Annotated in this window: 14 protein-coding genes; 5 read left to right on the top strand and 9 right to left on the bottom strand. The window is 71.2% G+C overall.

All coding sequences use genetic code 11. The features are described 5' to 3' along the window. Positions 1-40: 40 nt before the first annotated feature. From ACFW9Z_RS21845 to ACFW9Z_RS21885, 9 genes are all read right to left on the bottom strand, one after another. On the bottom strand, positions 41-394 hold the full coding sequence (locus ACFW9Z_RS21845) for a GNAT family N-acetyltransferase (RefSeq protein WP_384643379.1): 354 nt from the start codon (positions 392-394) through the stop codon (positions 41-43). Positions 395-474: 80 nt separating this feature from the next. Next, the gene (gene panD, locus ACFW9Z_RS21850) at positions 475-900 is read right to left on the bottom strand and encodes an aspartate 1-decarboxylase (protein ID WP_384643381.1); all 426 of its coding nucleotides are present in this window, start codon (positions 898-900) and stop codon (positions 475-477) included. Positions 901-1,150: 250 nt separating this feature from the next. Further along, positions 1,151-1,933: a DUF2993 domain-containing protein gene (locus ACFW9Z_RS21855; protein WP_384643384.1), complete on the bottom strand. Its 783-nt coding sequence runs from the start codon at positions 1,931-1,933 to the stop codon at positions 1,151-1,153. 174 nt (positions 1,934-2,107) lie between these two features. Continuing rightward, complete coding sequence (gene dmpG, locus ACFW9Z_RS21860) at positions 2,108-3,139, bottom strand: 4-hydroxy-2-oxovalerate aldolase (RefSeq protein WP_384643387.1); 1,032 nt, start codon at positions 3,137-3,139, stop codon at positions 2,108-2,110. Next, positions 3,136-4,086: an acetaldehyde dehydrogenase (acetylating) gene (locus ACFW9Z_RS21865; RefSeq protein ID WP_384643389.1), complete on the bottom strand. Its 951-nt coding sequence runs from the start codon at positions 4,084-4,086 to the stop codon at positions 3,136-3,138. Before ACFW9Z_RS21865 ends, dmpG begins: the two co-directional genes overlap by 4 nt. Further along, positions 4,083-4,904, bottom strand: a complete 822-nt coding sequence (gene mhpD / locus ACFW9Z_RS21870; protein WP_384643392.1) for a 2-keto-4-pentenoate hydratase — start codon at positions 4,902-4,904, stop codon at positions 4,083-4,085. The genes ACFW9Z_RS21865 and mhpD overlap by 4 nt, the downstream gene beginning before the upstream one ends. A 155-nt stretch (positions 4,905-5,059) precedes the next feature. Beyond that, positions 5,060-6,079, bottom strand: coding sequence for a VOC family protein (locus tag ACFW9Z_RS21875; protein ID WP_384643395.1), 1,020 nt, complete (start codon positions 6,077-6,079; stop codon positions 5,060-5,062). Continuing rightward, positions 6,076-6,951, bottom strand: a complete 876-nt coding sequence (locus tag ACFW9Z_RS21880) for an alpha/beta fold hydrolase (RefSeq protein ID WP_384643398.1) — start codon at positions 6,949-6,951, stop codon at positions 6,076-6,078. The genes ACFW9Z_RS21875 and ACFW9Z_RS21880 overlap by 4 nt, the downstream gene beginning before the upstream one ends. Before the next feature lie 30 nt (positions 6,952-6,981). Continuing rightward, on the bottom strand, positions 6,982-8,586 hold the full coding sequence (locus ACFW9Z_RS21885) for a bifunctional 3-(3-hydroxy-phenyl)propionate/3-hydroxycinnamic acid hydroxylase (protein ID WP_384643401.1): 1,605 nt from the start codon (positions 8,584-8,586) through the stop codon (positions 6,982-6,984). Between the two features lie 138 nt (positions 8,587-8,724). Between ACFW9Z_RS21885 and ACFW9Z_RS21890 the strand changes: the two genes are divergently transcribed. From ACFW9Z_RS21890 to ACFW9Z_RS21910, 5 genes are all read left to right on the top strand, one after another. Then, positions 8,725-9,357 (top strand): TetR family transcriptional regulator, encoded by a 633-nt coding sequence (locus tag ACFW9Z_RS21890; RefSeq protein ID WP_384643404.1) that lies wholly within the window; start codon positions 8,725-8,727, stop codon positions 9,355-9,357. Positions 9,358-9,585: 228 nt separating this feature from the next. Then, positions 9,586-10,635, top strand: a complete 1,050-nt coding sequence (locus ACFW9Z_RS21895) for an amidohydrolase family protein (protein WP_384643407.1) — start codon at positions 9,586-9,588, stop codon at positions 10,633-10,635. Between the two features lie 11 nt (positions 10,636-10,646). Then, positions 10,647-12,206 carry an MFS transporter gene (locus tag ACFW9Z_RS21900; protein ID WP_384643410.1) on the top strand — a complete coding sequence of 520 codons (1,560 nt, stop codon included), beginning with the start codon at positions 10,647-10,649 and terminating at the stop codon, positions 12,204-12,206. 117 nt (positions 12,207-12,323) lie between these two features. After that, positions 12,324-14,267: an SMI1/KNR4 family protein gene (locus ACFW9Z_RS21905; RefSeq protein WP_384643413.1), complete on the top strand. Its 1,944-nt coding sequence runs from the start codon at positions 12,324-12,326 to the stop codon at positions 14,265-14,267. Positions 14,268-14,516: 249 nt separating this feature from the next. Further along, complete coding sequence (locus tag ACFW9Z_RS21910; RefSeq protein ID WP_384643415.1) at positions 14,517-15,410, top strand: hypothetical protein; 894 nt, start codon at positions 14,517-14,519, stop codon at positions 15,408-15,410. The last annotated feature ends 37 nt before the right edge of the window (positions 15,411-15,447 follow it).

A 15,447-nucleotide genomic window follows, 5' to 3' on the forward strand; every position in this document is an offset into this window, starting at 1 on the left:
CCCGTCCCTCTCCGTCGCCTCTCCCTCCCCGCCCCTCCCCTCAGAACATCTCGGGATGGTCCCTGAGCTGCCGCTCCGCCTCCCGGACGAGCTCGCCCGGAGCCTCGGGCGCCTCGTCCGGGTGGCGCTGCGCCCACTTCGCCGCGTACGGGCACAGGGGCACGACGGGGACGCCTTCCCCGGCGGCGATGGCGTAGAACTTCCGGACGAGCGCTCCGGCGATGCCCTTGCCCTCGTGCTCGGGCCGGACGACGGTGTGCACGGCGACGAGCGCGCCCGGTGCGGGTTCCAGGACGAAGTACGCGATGGTCCCGGCGGCTTTCCCGTCCTCGTAGGCCGTCAGGGTGCCGTGCTCCCGGTCGTCCCTGATCTCTACAGCAGCGTTCTCCGCCATGGGCTCCTGCTCTCCTCGTTCCGTGGGGCGCTTTCGTGGTGCGTTCCCGCGGGGCGTTCCCGTGGGGGCGGACGGCCGGTTCAGTCGCCCGCGACGACGGCCTGCGGGCTCCGCTCCGTACGGGTCCCGGGCACCGGCGCCGATGCGTCGGTGCCGAGTGCGACGATCCGGTTGTCCGCGTCGACGTGGACGACCTTCGGGACGAACGCGCGAGCCTCGGCGTCCTCGACCTGGGCGTAGCTGATCAGGATGACCAGGTCACCGGGGTGCACGAGATGCGCGGCGGCACCGTTGATCCCGATGACACCGGAGCCGCGCTCGCCCTCGATGACGTACGTCTCCAGGCGGGCGCCGTTGTCGATGTCGACGATATGGACCAGCTCGCCGGGCAGCAGGTCGGCGGCGTCCATCAGATCGGCGTCGATCGTCACGGATCCGACGTAGTGCAGGTCGGCCTGGGTGACGGTGGCCCGGTGGATCTTGGACTTGAACAGAGTGCGCAGCATTCGGGACTCCTCCGAGACGGCTCCCTGCCTGCTTTGTGCAGGTCAAGGGCGGTCTCGACTCTACACCGGGACGCACTGGAACGATGCTTGTGAGGAACATCGCTTCACCCTGGCGGTGAGGCTTCCCGCTCGGGTTCTCTCCCTGGGCGGGCGCCTGTTGGGGCGCCCCTCTCTGAATGCCCGGGCACTCATGCCGACCGGATGCCGACTTGCCTGACGGCATGGCAGGGAGGAGATTCGTCCCGGAGCGTCACACAGTGGCGGCGGCCGGCCTGAAGGTCACCGTGTCACCGGTGAAATGCGCGTTGAGCCCGCCCGGTCCGACGGTCACAGACCGTAGGAGCAGGCCCTCGGGAACGTTGCGCAGCTGGATGGGTTCGGCAAGCATCTTCGCCAGGAGGACCTCCCCCGCAGGCGGGAGTTCCCCCTGCGTGACACTGAAGTCGGTGAAGGCGACGCGATTGCCGGAGACGGCTGCGACGGCCGTGCTCACGGTGACCTCTCCGCTGAGCGGGAGGACGAGCCGTGCCCTGACCCTGCCCGTCTCGCCGCCTCCTTCGATCGCGAGGCCGAGCGCGTCCGACAGGTCCTCGTACGACAGGAAAGCTGTCGCGTCCACGGCCCGTGCGTGGACCTGATCGGCGTCGCCGGAGATCCGCAACTCGTCCAGTCCTACGGTGAGCCTGCTCACCGGCACCGGTCGGTCGCTGCCGCGAGCGGGTATGTCCCGGGCGGTGATGTCCACGTGTCGCAGAGTGCCGGAGCTCAACTGCGGCAGGACGGGGAAGCCGCGTACCTCGACCGAGGGGCGCGCTGGAGTACCCATCCCCTGTTGGAACGCCTCGGCCGTACGGCTTTCCACACGGCTCGCCGCGACTCGGTCGACGGTGACGGCCGTCGCCCCCACCGCGAACAGGCAGGCGGCGAGGATGACAGTCCTACGACGTGCGCTCCTGCGCGGCGGGCGGACGGGCGTGAAGCCGTCGCCAGGCTCAGGTTGGTGGCCGAGGCCGCCGTCGGGGTGCGGTTCCATGGTTCTTCCTTTTTGTGGGGCGGTTGAGTGGTCGTGTGGTCAAGAGGCCGTGGCGGGTGTGTACGGGCGAGCACGCCGACCGGGCTTCGCCTCGCATCCGCCGGGTCCGGCCCTCTGCGTCGGTGGCGCCGTCTCCGCCGAACGGCCACGGGCCTCGGTGCCGGCCGTTCTCGGTCAGCCTGCAGAGTTGGCCGCCGCGAGGTCGAGGGCGATGTCGGTGATCATGTCCTCCTGGCCGCCGACCATCTTGCGCCGGCCAACCTCGACCAGGATCGCCCGGGTGTCCAGGCCATGCCGACGGGCGGCGGCCTCGGCGTGGCGCAGGAAGCTGGAGTACACGCCCGCGTAGCCGAGAGTGAGGGTCTCGCGGTCGACGCGGACCTCGCGGTCCTGGAGAGGACGTACGACGTCGTCGGCGGCGTCCATCAGGGGGAACAGGTCGCAGCCGTGCTTCCAGCCCATCAGGTCGGCGACCGCGATGAACGCCTCCAGCGGGCAGTTCCCCGCTCCGGCGCCCTGGCCTGCGAGGGAGGCGTCGACGCGGGTGACACCGTTCTCGACCGCGACGACGGAGTTGGCGACGCCCAGGCCGAGGTTGTGGTGGGCGTGGATGCCGATCTCGGTGTCCGGGTCGAGGACATCGCGGTAGGCGCGGACGCGGTCACGGACGCCGTCCATGGTCAGGCGTCCGCCGGAGTCGGTGACGTAGACGCACCCGGCTCCGTAGGACTCCATGAGCTTGGCCTGGCGGGCCAGTTCGGCGGGTTCGGCCATGTGGGACATCATCAGGAACCCGGCCACGTCCATGCCCAGGTCGCGGGCGGCGGCGATGTGCTGGGCGGAGATGTCGGCCTCGGTGCAGTGGGTGGCGACGCGGACCGAGCGGATGCCGAGGGTGTGTGCCTGGCGCAGGTCGTGCAGGGTGCCGATGCCGGGCAGGAGCAGCGTGGTGGGTACCGCGAGGTGGATGCTGGCGCAGACGGCCTCGATCCACTCCCAGTCGGTGTGCGCGCCGACGCCGTAGGTGATGCTGGAGCCGGACAGGCCGTCGCCGTGGGCAACTTCGATCGCGGCCACCCCGGCCTCGTCGAGTGCGGCGGCGATCGTACGGGCCTGGTCGACGGTGTAGCGGTGGCGTACGGCGTGCATGCCGTCCCGCAGGGTCACGTCCTGTACGTACAGGACGGGCGTCTTGTCCGCGGTCATCGGGAGACCACCTCCGTGAAGGGCTGCGCCGCGGCCATGCGTTCGGCGGTGCGCAGGGCGGCCGAGGTCATGATGTCGAGGTTCCCGGCGTAGGCGGGCAGGTAGTGGGCGGCGCCCTCGACCTCCAGGAAGACCGAGACCTTCGCGGCGTCGTCGGACCGCGCACCCGCGGGCAGCAGTGAGCGCAGGGGGTCGTCGGCGGCGACGCGCTCGAACTGGACCCTCTGCTTGAGGCGGTATCCGGGCACGTACGCCTGGACCCGGGCGACCATGTCCTGCACCGAGGCGGTCACCGCGGCGTCGTCGCACGCGCCGACCAGGCAGTACACGGTGTCGCGCATGATCAGCGGGGGTTCGGCCGGGTTCAGGACGATGATCGCCTTGCCCCGTGCGGCGCCTCCCACCTTCTCGATGGCCGACGAGGTCGTCTCGGTGAACTCGTCGATGTTGGCCCGGGTGCCGGGGCCGGCCGAGCGGGAGGAGATCGAGGCGACGATCTCGCCGTAGTGGACGGGCGTCACGGCCCCGACGGCGGCCACGATCGGGATGGTGGCCTGGCCACCGCAGGTGACCATGTTGACGTTCGGTGCGTCGAGGTGGGCCTCGCCGTTGACCGGCGGGACGACGTACGGGCCGAGCGCGGCGGGCGTCAGGTCCACGACCCTGCGCCCCAGCGAGCGCAGTACCTCGTCGTGGTGGCGGTGCGCGCCGGCCGAAGTGGCGTCGAAGACGATCTCGACGTCCGCGAACTCGTCCAGCCCCACCAGGCCGTCGACGCCCTCGTGGGTGGTGGCGACCCTCAGGCGGCAGGCGCGGGCCAGGCCGTCGGAGCCGGGATCGATCCCGGCCATGGCGGCGATCTCCAGGGAGTCGGAGAGCCGCAGGATTTTGATCATCAGGTCGGTGCCGATGTTGCCCGACCCGATGACGGCGACCTTCGTGCTCATGATGCGGCCCCTTCCGTGGCGGCGGACGCGAACGTGGCCGTGACCGTGCCGAGCCCTTCGATGTGCGCGGTGAACTCGTCGCCCCCGGCGGCGACGGCCATCGGGCCGAGCGCACCCGTCAGGACGATGTCGCCCGCCCGCAGCGGGTCGCCGAGCCCGGCGAGGGTGGAGGCGAGCCAGAGGGCGGCGGTGAGCGGGCTGCCCAGGCAGTCGGCTCCGGTGCCCTCGGAGACCGTCTCACCGTTCTTGGTGAGGGTCATCGTCACGGCCCGCAGGTCGACGCGGTCCAGGGGGACGGGGGTGCCGCCCAGGACGTACAGGCCGCAGGAGGCGTTGTCGGCGATGGTGTCGACGATGGTGATGTCCCAGTCGGCGATGCGGCTGTCGACGATCTCCAGCGCGGGCAGCGCGAAGGCCGTGGCGCGCAGCAGGTCGGCGACGGTCGGGGCGTGATGCGGCAGGTCCGTGCCGAGGACCAGGGCGACCTCGGCCTCGATCTTCGGCTGGAGGAGTCGGCCGGGGGCGATCGGGTGCCCCTCGGGCACCGCCATGTCGGCGAACAGCGCGCCGAAGTCCGGCTGTTCCACGCCGAGTTGCCGCTGCACGGCGGGGGAGGTCAGGCCGATCTTGCGGCCCACCAGCCGCCGCCCGGTGGTGATCCCGCGTTCCACGTGCAGGCGCTGCACGGCGTACGCGGCTTCGACGTCGCCTTCGGGCAGGAGCGAGCGCACCGGGGCGCAGGGGACGCCGGTACGGGTGGCATCTTCCAGGGCGGCCGCCGCTTCGGTCACCGCGTCGGCGGGCTCGTGGGCGCTCACGGTCGCCTCTGACGGGAAGTGGTGCGGCGGTGCAGAGCGAACATGCGGGATTGCCTCCGGTCGGAGAGGGGCGGGGTTGTGGGAGCGGCGGCGATGGGCGTCCGCCGATGCATGGCACGTATGGGCGTGCGGCCCGAACAGCGGCGAAAGACGGATCAGTCGTCGGCGATGCCCGCGCCGCTGAGAGCGGGCACCGTGTTCTCGGGGTGGGCCAGGGAGCGGGCGCCGACGCGGAACTGGGCGAGTTTGTCCACGATGGTCTGGCCGACGGGGAGGTGGCCCCAGATGCTGATGCCCTGGTGGGTGGAGGGTTCCCAGATCGTCTCGTCGATGACGATCGGGTTCCAGCCGACTTCCCATTCGAAGCCCGAGGGGGTGCGGGCGTAGTAGGAGAGTTCCTTGTCGTTGGTGTGCTGGCCGACCGACAGCGCCATGTCGAAGCCGAGTTCGTGCACCCGCTGGTAGCTCTGGGCGACGTCGTCCAGGGTGGCGGCCTGGATGTTGAGGTGCTGGACGCGGGTGCGGATCGGGTCGATGGGCAGCCCGCGGGTGGCGGCCACCGCGATGGAGTGGTGGCGTTCGTTGACACGGAGGAAGCGGATCTTCAGTTTGACGCCGCTGATGGTCTCGTCGATGTAGTCGGTCAGGCGGGCGTCGAAGACGGTGTTGAAGTAGCCGCGGATCTGCGCGGGCTTGGTGGAGGTGAGCGCGATGTGTCCCATACCGGAGTCGCCGGTGACGAAGCCGGACGCGAGCATGCGCAGCGGTTCGGCGGAGGCAAGCGGGGTGGTGTAGATCTCCTGGGTGATGCCCTTGGGGCCGGGGAATCGCAGGAGGCGTTCCACGCCGCGCAGGGCGGCTGCCTCGTCGGAGCCGCGTACGACAGGGACACCGTGGGCCCGGATACGGGCCTCGATCTGCTCGAAGGAGGCGTGGTCGTCGATGTGCCAGCCGGTGGCGACGACGTCCTCGGCCGGGCCGCGCCTGAGCAGGAAGCGGCATTCCTGGTCGTCGAGGCGGAAGCGCATCAGGTCGCGGGAGAGGCTGTCGTGGTGCATGCCGATGGCGTCGGTACCGAAGCGGCGCCAGTCGGCGAAGCGGTTGGTCTCGATGACGATGTAGCCGAGGTGGACGGCGCCGAAGACGGAGGCGGTGCCGGTAGCTGCGGTGTTCATCGGCGGCCCGCCAGGAAGTCGGCGCACAGCCGGTTGAAGAGCTCCGCGCGTTCGAACTGGACCCAGTGGCCGGTGTTGGCGACGAGATACAGGTCGCAGTTGGGCATGCGCTCGGCAAGCATCCGGCCGCCGGACGGCCGGTTGACCCGGTCCCGCGCTCCCCACAGCACCAGCGTGGGCACCGGCAGCCGGGACAGGCGGGCGTCGCGGGTGAAGTCCATCTTCCATACGGTCCGCAGGGCGTTGGGCCCGGACGGCCGCCGCAGCGGCGGTGAGGCGATCACTTCCGGGTCGATGCTCGCCCGGTAGCGCTCCTCGATCGCCGTGTCCGGGACGTCGGCGGCGTTGAAGACGAGGTAGTTGCGGATGAACTTCTCCAGCTTCTGCCGCGAAGGCCCGTCGCCGCTGTAGTAGTTCAGCAGGCTGTTGAGACCGGGGGTGGGCAGGGCGCGGGTGGCGCCGATGCCGCCGGGGCCCATCAGGACCATGCGGTCGACCCGGTCCGGGGTGTCCAGGGCCAGGCGCAGGGCGCAGGCTCCGCCGTAGGAGTTGCCGACCAAGTGGGCCTTCTCCAGGCCGAGTTCGTCGAGCAGTCCCCGTATGCCGTCGGCCAGGTGGCCGAAGGGGTCGCTGCCGTCGACGCCCTTGGTGCTGCGGCCGTAGCCGGGCAGGTCGGGCACGATGACCCGGTACTGCTTGGCCAACTCGGCTATGTTGCGGGCGTAGTTGGAGACGCCGGAGGCGCCGGGGCCGCCGCCGTGCAGCAGCAGGACCGGTGGGCCCTCTCCGGTTTCCGCGGCGAAGATCTTCCTTCCGCCGATGTCGTACGTCGTCTCCTGCATCGTCGGCAGGCCGGTCGGTGTCGTCGTCATGATGCCGGTGTCCTCACTGTGCCGGTGTTGTCACTGGGCGGTGGACGCGTCGAGGCGCGGAGCCGTGGACGGGGTGAAGCCCCGGGGCGGCGGCGGAAGCAGGGCGCCTGCGGGGGCCGCCGCGTAGACATAGGCGTCGGGGCGCAGAGCGAGCGTGGCCGCGCCGTGCTGTCTCATCCAGGGCAGCAGGACGCCGTCGCTGTCGACGAGGGTGTCCTCGGCCGGCCCGGAGCCGACAGGTGTGATGGTCAGGGATGAGACGCCGGACCGGCTCCAGGCACGCTGCGGAGCAGCGGTGTCGGCGTGGAGCAGGGTCCATCGGCCGCCGAGCGCGTCGTCGAGCCGGACACGGGTGCCGTCGGGGCCGGTGACCCAGGGCTGGGGGATCTGGTGGCCGGTCGCCTTGGTGCGGGGACGGGCCTGAAGGCCCGCCCCGTAGCGTGCGACGGGGATCCAGTTGGAGTTCTGCGTCCAGTCGCCGAAGCCCGGTATACGGTCCAGGGCGCGCAGGGCGCCGTTACGGACGCGGGCGACCGGGCGGCGGCGCTCGGTGATGATCCGGCCGACGAACACCGCCCGCTTGGTGACCTCCTTGACGTGCGGCTTGCGCTCGGCCTCGTAACTGTCGAGAACCCCCTCGGGCAGTTCGCCGCGCAGCACGGCGTCGAGTTTCCAGCAGAGGTTGGCCACGTCGCGCACCCCGGCGGCCATGCCCTGACCGATCCACGGCGGCATGGCGTGGGCGGCGTCCCCGGCGAGGAAGACCCGGCCCATCCGGAAGCGGGTGGCGAAGCGCACGTGGTGGCTGTAGACGGTGGCGCGCAGGACGTCGATGCTGTCGCGGGAGATGCCGTACCGGGCCACCAGCCGGTACACGGCCTCCTCGGTGGTCAGCTGCTTCTCGTCGTCACCGGGCAGGATCGGGAACTCCCACCGGTGGTGGCCGAGCGGGGTCGGGCAGTCCACGGCCGGTCGGGCCGGATCGCAGTGGAAGCGCAGCTTGTCGTGGCCCGGCCAGGGTTTGAGCATCTTCGTATCGATCACCACCCAGCGGCCCTCGTACGTCGTGCCCTCGTAGCCGATGTTCAGCTGAGCACGGGTGAGGCTGGATCCGCCGTCGGCGGCGATCACGTACGAGGCGCGCAGCCGGTGGACGGAGTCGTCGGCGGTGCCGACGACCGTCAGCTCCACCCCGTCGGCGTCCTGGCGCAGGCGCAGGCACTCGTGGCGCAGAAGGATCTCCACGTTCGGGTAGCGGTCGACCCCGTCACGCAGGACCTGCTCCAGCGCCGGCTGGTAGATGAACATCTGCGGTGGGTGACCGTGCCCGCGCGGGGTGGGGCGCGCGCTGATGAACGTACGGCCCTCGGCGTCGACGAAGTCCACGTCCCGCTCGGTCAGCATGTCCTGCTTGAGCCGCTCGGCCAGGCCGATGCGCTGCCAGATGCGGACGACCTCCTCGTCGGTGGAGATGGCCCTGGCACGCGCGAAGATCGCGTCGTCCCGCTCCAGGACGACGACCCGCAGCCCCATCGCCCCCAGCAGGTTCGCCGCGGTCACGCCCGTGGGCCCGTAACCGATCACCGCCACGTCGTAGACGTCTTCGGTCCCTGCCTGCGCCGAGGTCTCACTCATCGGGCCACCTCACTGTCGATCATGACGCTCGACCCTTCCTGTATCGGTCACTACAATTGGAACGAGTGCTACGGTAAGCTGGTCGCCGGAAGCGGTCAAGCGGCCGGCGCGGAACGCACCGACAGGAGGGCACCTGCCATGACGAAGCCGCAGACGACCCGCAAGAAGCGGGCGAACGGAGTGGAGTCGCGACAGCGCATCCTCGACGCCGCCGTGGAGATCTCCGGCGAGCGCGGGTACGAAGGCACGTCGATCGCGGCCGTCAGCGCCGCGTGCGGACTGCCCGCCAGCTCGATCTACTGGCACTTCAAGGACAAGGACGACCTGATCGCCGCCGTCATCGAGCGCAGCTTCGACACCTGGCTGGCCGCGTTCGAACTTCCGGGTGAGGAGACCGGCACCCCGCTGGAGCGGGTCACCGCCGTGGCCGGGAACGTGGCAAAGTCACTGGTCGACGCCCCCGACTTCCTGCGCCTGGGGCTGATGCTCGCGCTGGAGCGGCGCCCGGCCGAACCGCGCGGCCGCACGGTGTTCCTCCAGGTCCGCGACATCGCGCGCGCGAAGATCGCCGAGATGGCCGCATCGCTCGTTCCGGGCCTCGACGAGGAGTCCGTCCAGATCCTGACGACCTACGCCGTCGCGGGCGCCGACGGGCTGTTCGTCCAGCGGGAGATCAACGGGAACGCCGTCGACCTGGTGGCGATGTTCGAACTGCACGCGCAGCTGGTCCACGACGCGGCGATGCGGATGGCGGCGAGGAGCGAGGCGTGAGCCCGGCGACCGCCGGGTCGCAGGACTGGTGACCAGTGTGCGGCTCCTGGACCCCGGTGGGGTACGCACCCGACCTCGCGGCGCTCCCTCCATCAGAACCGGTCAGCTCATCGGAACCGGTCAGCGACCGGAGGCGCGTCTCGGGTCCCTCGATGGCCGATGACGCGGCTTCCCCGCCGCTCTCCGCAGAACAGCCGCACTTCCGCAGACCACAGGAAAGGCCGCTTCATGTCCCCTGCCGCACAGCGCGTCGACGTGCATCAGCACATAGTGCCCGCCTTCTACCGCGACGAGCTCGCCAAGGCCGGCATCGCCGACGCCGGCGGCCGCGCCCTGCCCGACTGGAGCGCCGAGTCCGCCCTGCGGCTGATGGACCTTCTCGGCACCACCGCGTCGATCGTGTCCGTGTCGACGCCCGGCACCGGCTTCCTCACCGAACCCGCCGACGCCGCCGGCCTGGCCCGACGCCTCAACGACCACTGCGCGGCCCTGGCCACCGGCCATCCCGGCCGCTTCGGCTTCTTCGCCACACTGCCGATGCCCGACGCCGACGCCTCGGTCGCCGAGGCCGCGCGCGCCCTGGACGACCTGCGCGCCGACGGCGTCACCCTGCTCGCCAACAACCGAGGTACCTACCTCGGCGCGGACGGCCAGGACGCGCTGTGGCGGACGCTGGACGAGCGCGGCGCGGTGGTCTTCGTACATCCGGCCGAACTGCCCGCTCTTCCGGTCGACGGCATTCCCGCCTTCGCCGCCGACTTCCTGCTGGACACCACCCGCGCCGCCTACCTCCTGGTCCGCAACGGCATTCCGCGCCGCTATCCGAAGGTGCGGTTCATCCTCAGCCACGGCGGCGGCTTCGTTCCCTACTCCTCACACCGCATGGCCCTCACCATCGCCAACGACACCGCGCGCAGCCCGCTCGACGTACTGGACGACTTCCGCTCCTTCTACTTCGACACCGCTCTGTCCTCCAGTCCCGCAGCCCTGCCCACCCTGCTCGCCTTCGCCCGCCCCGGACACGTCCTCTTCGGCAGCGACTGGCCCTTCGCCCCCACTCCCGCCGGGCAGTACTTCGCGAGCGGTCTCGACGACAACGTCGCCGCGGGCACGCTCCAGGCCGTCAACCGCGCCAACGCCGAAGCACTCTTCCCCCGTCTGGCCGCCACTCCCCCGGCACCGTCCCCCCTCCCGCCGGGCCCCGTGCGCCTGCGCCGGGCGGCGCAGCGCACCGCCGCGCGCCTGGTGTTCAAGCTCGTCCAGCCCAGCACCGAATGAAACGGTTCCCCATGTCCACCAGCCCCCACCGCGAGTCCGACGACCGGACCGAGGACCGGCAGGGCGCCGTCGCGACCGGCCGGGCCGGCCACAACGGCGTGCTCTTCGCCATGTGCCTCGCCCTGATCCTCGTCGTCGCCTCCGTCTCCGCGCTCAACCTCGCGCTGCCCGACCTCGCCGTCGACCTGTCGGCGACCAACAGCGCGCTGACCTGGATCGCCGACGGCTACACCGTCGCCCTGGCCGCGCTCGTCCTGCCCCTCGGCGCCATCGGCGACCGCGTCGGACGCCGTAACGTCCTCATCGCGGGCACGGTCGTCTTCGGCGCCGCCTCCCTGGCCGCGTCCTTCGCCGACTCCACCACCGCGCTCATCGCCTGGCGGGCCGTCATGGGCCTGGGAGCCGCGATGATCATGCCGGGCACCCTGTCCACGATCACCGCCGCCTTCCCGCCCGAACAGCGGGCCAAGGGCGTGGCCACCTGGTCCGGATTCGCCGCCGCCGGAGCCATCATCGGCATGCTCGCGGCAGGTGCCCTGTTGGAGTGGTTCTCCTGGCGGTCGATCTTCATCACCAGCGCCGTAGCCGCCCTCGTGGCCGCCGTCGCCGCTCTGCTCCTGTCGCCCGACACCAAGGACGAGCGCCCCTCCCCGCCCGACGTGTCGGGGGCCGTCTCCACGGCCGTCGGTATCGGCGCCCTGGTCTTCGCCATCATCGAAGGCAACGAGCGCGGCTGGACAGAGCCCGTCGTGATCGCCGCCCTCGTGGTCACCGTGCTGGCCTTCACCGCGTACGCCTGGCTCGGCCTGCGGCGTGAACACCCCCTGCTCGACCCCGCCCTCTTCGGCATCCGCGGCTTCCGGGCCGGTGCGATCACCGTCCTCGTGCAGTTCATGGCCGTCTTCGGGTTCTTCTTCGTCGGCCTGCAGTACCTCCAGCTCATCCTGGGCTACAGCCCCCTCAAGGCCGCCGCCGCCCTCGTCCCCGTCGCCGTCGTCGTCCTGCCCACCTCCCAAGCCACCCCCCACCTGGTACGACGGCTCGGGATGAAGGCCACCATGACCGTCGGCCTGCTCCTGCTGAGCGCAGGCCTGTTCGTCATCTCCCGCCTCGACGTCGGCTCCGGCTACCTGCCCTTCCTCGGCGGACTCGTGCTGGCGGGCTTCGGCATCGGCCTGTCCGGAGCGGTGGGAACCTCCGCCATCACCGGCTCACTCGGCCGCGGCCAGCAGGGGGTCGCCTCCGCGATGAACGACACCACACGTGAAGTCGGCTCGGCCGTCGGCATCGCCCTCATGGGCTCGATCTACGGCAGCCACTACCGCTCCCACCTGCCCGACTCACTCAACCGGCTTCCCGCCGAAGCCGCCGAGGCCGCACGGGACTCCGCCGCGGCGGGCCTTCATGTCGCCGACCAGCTCGGCGCCCGGGGCGCGGCCCTGGCGGACGGCGTCAAGTCCGCCTTCATGGACGGCCTGTCCGCCTCGCTCATCGCCATCAGCATCATCGTGCTCGCCGCCGCGATCGGCTGCTTGTTCCGCGCACCGAAGGCACCGCCGGCATCCGACTGACGGCTTCCGACTGAGCTCCACGCCCGGCGGCCCGAAGCGGGGCGCTGTCGGCGGGGGCGCTGTCGGGGGCTGTCAGTGGTGGGGGCACTGTCAGTGGTGGGTGACAGCATCGGATCCATGACGGAGACCACAGCATTCGACTGGCGGCCCTTCCTGCTCAAGTGGAGCGAGGAGTGGGCGGATTCGCTGCCGGACGAGGAGATACGGGGCGAGGACGACGAGACCGCGCGGCGGACCCGGTGGCTGGGGTTCCCGCCCGCGTCCGAGGAGCGGATCGCCGCCATGGAGGAGCGCCTCGGCCGCCGGATGCCCCCGTCGTACCGGGAGTTCCTGAAGGTCAGCGACGGGTGGCGGCATGCGGGCGGGTTCGTGTGGCTGCTGGCGGGGACCCGGGACGCGCACTGGCACGACAACGAGTCCGGGCTCGCGGACATGTTCGAGGAGTATCTGGACGAGGACTCCGAGCCCGAGGAGTGGCGGGAGGCGGCCCTGTGGCGGCGTGGGCTCCAGCTCGATGTCGAGTCCGACATCACCCATGTCCTCATGGACCCCGATGACGTGGACGAGGACGGCGAGTGGGCCGTATACACCTGGTCGAGCTGGCGGGCGGCGCCGCCTGAACGGCACGCGAACTTCCTGGCGTTCATGCGGGCGATGTTCCGGGAGTTCCACAGCCTGATGGGGCACCGGAGCGAGGCGGGGACGGAGTTCGCCAACGATACGACGCGCGAACTGGACGACCTGGTGGAGACGGCCCGGGTGGAGGCGCTGGGCGGTGGCTGGGAGCAGGCGCTGAAGGCGCTGGACGAGGCGAAGGAGTACGGCAGGCCACGGGCCACCGGGCTCGGTGACCAGATACGCCGCCTGCTCGGGCACACCTCCATGGTCTACTTCGACGGCCTGGCGACAAACCCGCGCTACGCGTCCGAGCTGCTGCCCCCGCTGGTCGCCGATCACGCGGTGGCCTCGTACCGGGACGACTCCACGCTGACGTTCCATCTGCGGGGCGCCGACGACGACTTGGTGGCACAGGCGTACACGACGCTGGACCAGGTGCGGAACGGTGCGTACCGGTACACGGCGGCCGGGCCCTTCGGGGAGGCGGTCGAGCGGGCGCGGGGGCTGGCGCGGTGGGGCGACACCGACGGGGCGTGGCGGACGCTGATGGACGCCCTGCCCTTGTGGGAGCCGCTGGGGCCGGACCACCTGGCGCCGCTGGGGTGGGTGGCCGACCCCGTGCTCGGACCGCTGCTGACCCCGGAGCGGGGCCACGAGCTGCTGTCCACCCCCAGGGGCGGACAGGTGGGTGAGGCACCGGCACCGGCGGAGGGGCTCGACCCGGGCGGCCTGGCATGGCTCGCCGAGCCCGATCCGGGCCACAGGTTCAGGTCCTACCGGTTCGTCCTGGTGGAGGGGGCGGAGCCGGAGGAGCTGCCCACGCGCCTCACGGACGGGGACGGGGACGAGGACGGCGCCGTGCTTGCCGCACCCATGACCTTCCAGGAGGCGCGCCACAGGTCGTGGGAGGCCCGGACCGAGTCCTCGACCCACGACGACAGGGCCCTGATGGCGGTCGGCCGGACCGGCACCGGCTGGAGCTTCGCCTTCGACGGCGACCCGTCCCCGTTCCACGAGCCCCGGCTCGTCTCCCCGGCCCCGGCCGCGTCCATCGGTGCGGGCGCCCGCGCGGTGGTCGTGTGGAGCGGCCTGAGGTCACCGCACGGGGAGCCGTTCTTCCACCTCTCGGTGGCGCGGGACGGTACCGAGGAGTACGCCTTCACCTACGCGGACGGAGAGATCCGGAGGAGCGGCGGGGAGATACCCCGGGCCCTGGAGCCGAGCCGGTTCTTCGGCGGCGGTGAGCACGGTGCCGACGCGGAACGGTCCCTGCTGGCAGTGGTGGCCGAGGAGTTCGGCGTCCGGCTGCCGCGCCACGCCATCGTGAACGGGCGGTTGCAGACGTTCACCACCCGCTCCTGGAGTCGGCCTCCCGAGGAGGGTGAGACGTACGTGGTGATCCGTATGAACTGGGGAGCCACGTCCCCTGCGGACGGGGGGTGACGGACAGACGACGGGCGTAGGACGGACAGCGGACGGACGACGGACCGACGACGAACGAAGGACGGACGGACGGACGACGGACGGACGACGGGCTGTCCGGACACTAGAGCCGCAGAGCCGCCCGTCCGGATCGTGCCGGGCTCGGACGAACTTGCCCCACCGCCCCTCCTACCGGGGCCCGTCCTGCGACGATGGGTGACCTCAGGAGCGTCGCGGCGACGCTCGGCGGACACGGGAGGCGGGGGCCGGATGTCAGTTCTCGGGGTGCACGGAATCGGTAATCGCAGGTACTTCACCAAGGCCGGCAACGACCTCGCGCTCGCGAACCGGGCCATCGGTGCCGACTGGCTGCGGTGGATCGGGCAGGGCGGGGCGAAGTACGCCCCGGCCCGGCCGCCCCTGGAGGCGCTGCCCGTCGTCTACTACGCCGACTGCCTCGACCAGGACATTCCGATGGGCACGGCCGATGTGGAGAGCCTCGGCCCGCTGGGCCGCGAGCTGTTCGTCACCTGGGCCGAGGAGTTCGGCCGCGCGAGCCTCGGGGAGCAGTGGGCCGATCAGATCAGTCAGAACGGCGCCCACAAGTGGCTGGTGCGCAAGCCCGCCGAGGCGCTGGTGAAGCACTTCGGGGAGCAGGTCCGCGATCTGCTGGCGCGCGCCTCCGACTCCCTCGCCTGCTACTTCGATCCGCTGGACACAGGTCGGCGGGAGAAGGCGCGGCAGCGTGTGGCCGACGCGCTTCGGGAGCGTCGGCCCCGGGTCGTCCTGGCCCACTCCCTCGGCAGCGTCGTGACGTACGAGGTCCTGTGTGCGGACCCGGACCTGGGAGAGGGGATCGACCTCCTCGTGACGCTCGGGAGCCCGCTCGGCGTGCCCCGTGTCGTCTTCGACCGCCTCGATCCGACGCCGGGCGTCAAGGGGGTGGCGGGCGTCAAGGGGATCAGGCCGCCGCGGGTGAAGCGATGGGTCAACATCGCCGATGTCGGCGACCCCGTGGCCCTGCCGCCGGGCCGTCTGGGCGAGAGGTTCGAGGGGCTGGACGAGGACATCACCGTATCGCTCAACGTCCTCGACCCCCACAAGGTGAAGAACTACCTGATGTGCCGTGAGCTGGCCGATGTCCTCGGGAGGCACCTGGGCTGAGGGGTCCCGAGACCTGCCGCCGAGGGGAGACCTCGGC

Origin of the sequence: Streptomyces sp. NPDC059452 (genome assembly GCF_042750035.1) — a bacterium.
Lineage (GTDB): Bacteria > Actinomycetota > Actinomycetes > Streptomycetales > Streptomycetaceae > Streptomyces.

Coding starts and splice junctions, on each gene's coding strand:
- ACFW9Z_RS21845 (WP_384643379.1), bottom strand. CDS start 394: ATGGCGGAGAACGCTGCTGTAGAGATCAGGGACGACCGGGAGCACGGC.
- panD (WP_384643381.1), bottom strand. CDS start 900: ATGCTGCGCACTCTGTTCAAGTCCAAGATCCACCGGGCCACCGTCACC.
- ACFW9Z_RS21855 (WP_384643384.1), bottom strand. CDS start 1,933: ATGGAACCGCACCCCGACGGCGGCCTCGGCCACCAACCTGAGCCTGGC.
- dmpG (WP_384643387.1), bottom strand. CDS start 3,139: ATGACCGCGGACAAGACGCCCGTCCTGTACGTACAGGACGTGACCCTG.
- ACFW9Z_RS21865 (WP_384643389.1), bottom strand. CDS start 4,086: ATGAGCACGAAGGTCGCCGTCATCGGGTCGGGCAACATCGGCACCGAC.
- ACFW9Z_RS21875 (WP_384643395.1), bottom strand. CDS start 6,079: ATGAACACCGCAGCTACCGGCACCGCCTCCGTCTTCGGCGCCGTCCAC.
- ACFW9Z_RS21880 (WP_384643398.1), bottom strand. CDS start 6,951: ATGACGACGACACCGACCGGCCTGCCGACGATGCAGGAGACGACGTAC.
- ACFW9Z_RS21885 (WP_384643401.1), bottom strand. CDS start 8,586: ATGAGTGAGACCTCGGCGCAGGCAGGGACCGAAGACGTCTACGACGTG.
- ACFW9Z_RS21890 (WP_384643404.1), top strand. CDS start 8,725: ATGACGAAGCCGCAGACGACCCGCAAGAAGCGGGCGAACGGAGTGGAG.
- ACFW9Z_RS21895 (WP_384643407.1), top strand. CDS start 9,586: ATGTCCCCTGCCGCACAGCGCGTCGACGTGCATCAGCACATAGTGCCC.
- ACFW9Z_RS21900 (WP_384643410.1), top strand. CDS start 10,647: ATGTCCACCAGCCCCCACCGCGAGTCCGACGACCGGACCGAGGACCGG.
- ACFW9Z_RS21905 (WP_384643413.1), top strand. CDS start 12,324: ATGACGGAGACCACAGCATTCGACTGGCGGCCCTTCCTGCTCAAGTGG.
- ACFW9Z_RS21910 (WP_384643415.1), top strand. CDS start 14,517: ATGTCAGTTCTCGGGGTGCACGGAATCGGTAATCGCAGGTACTTCACC.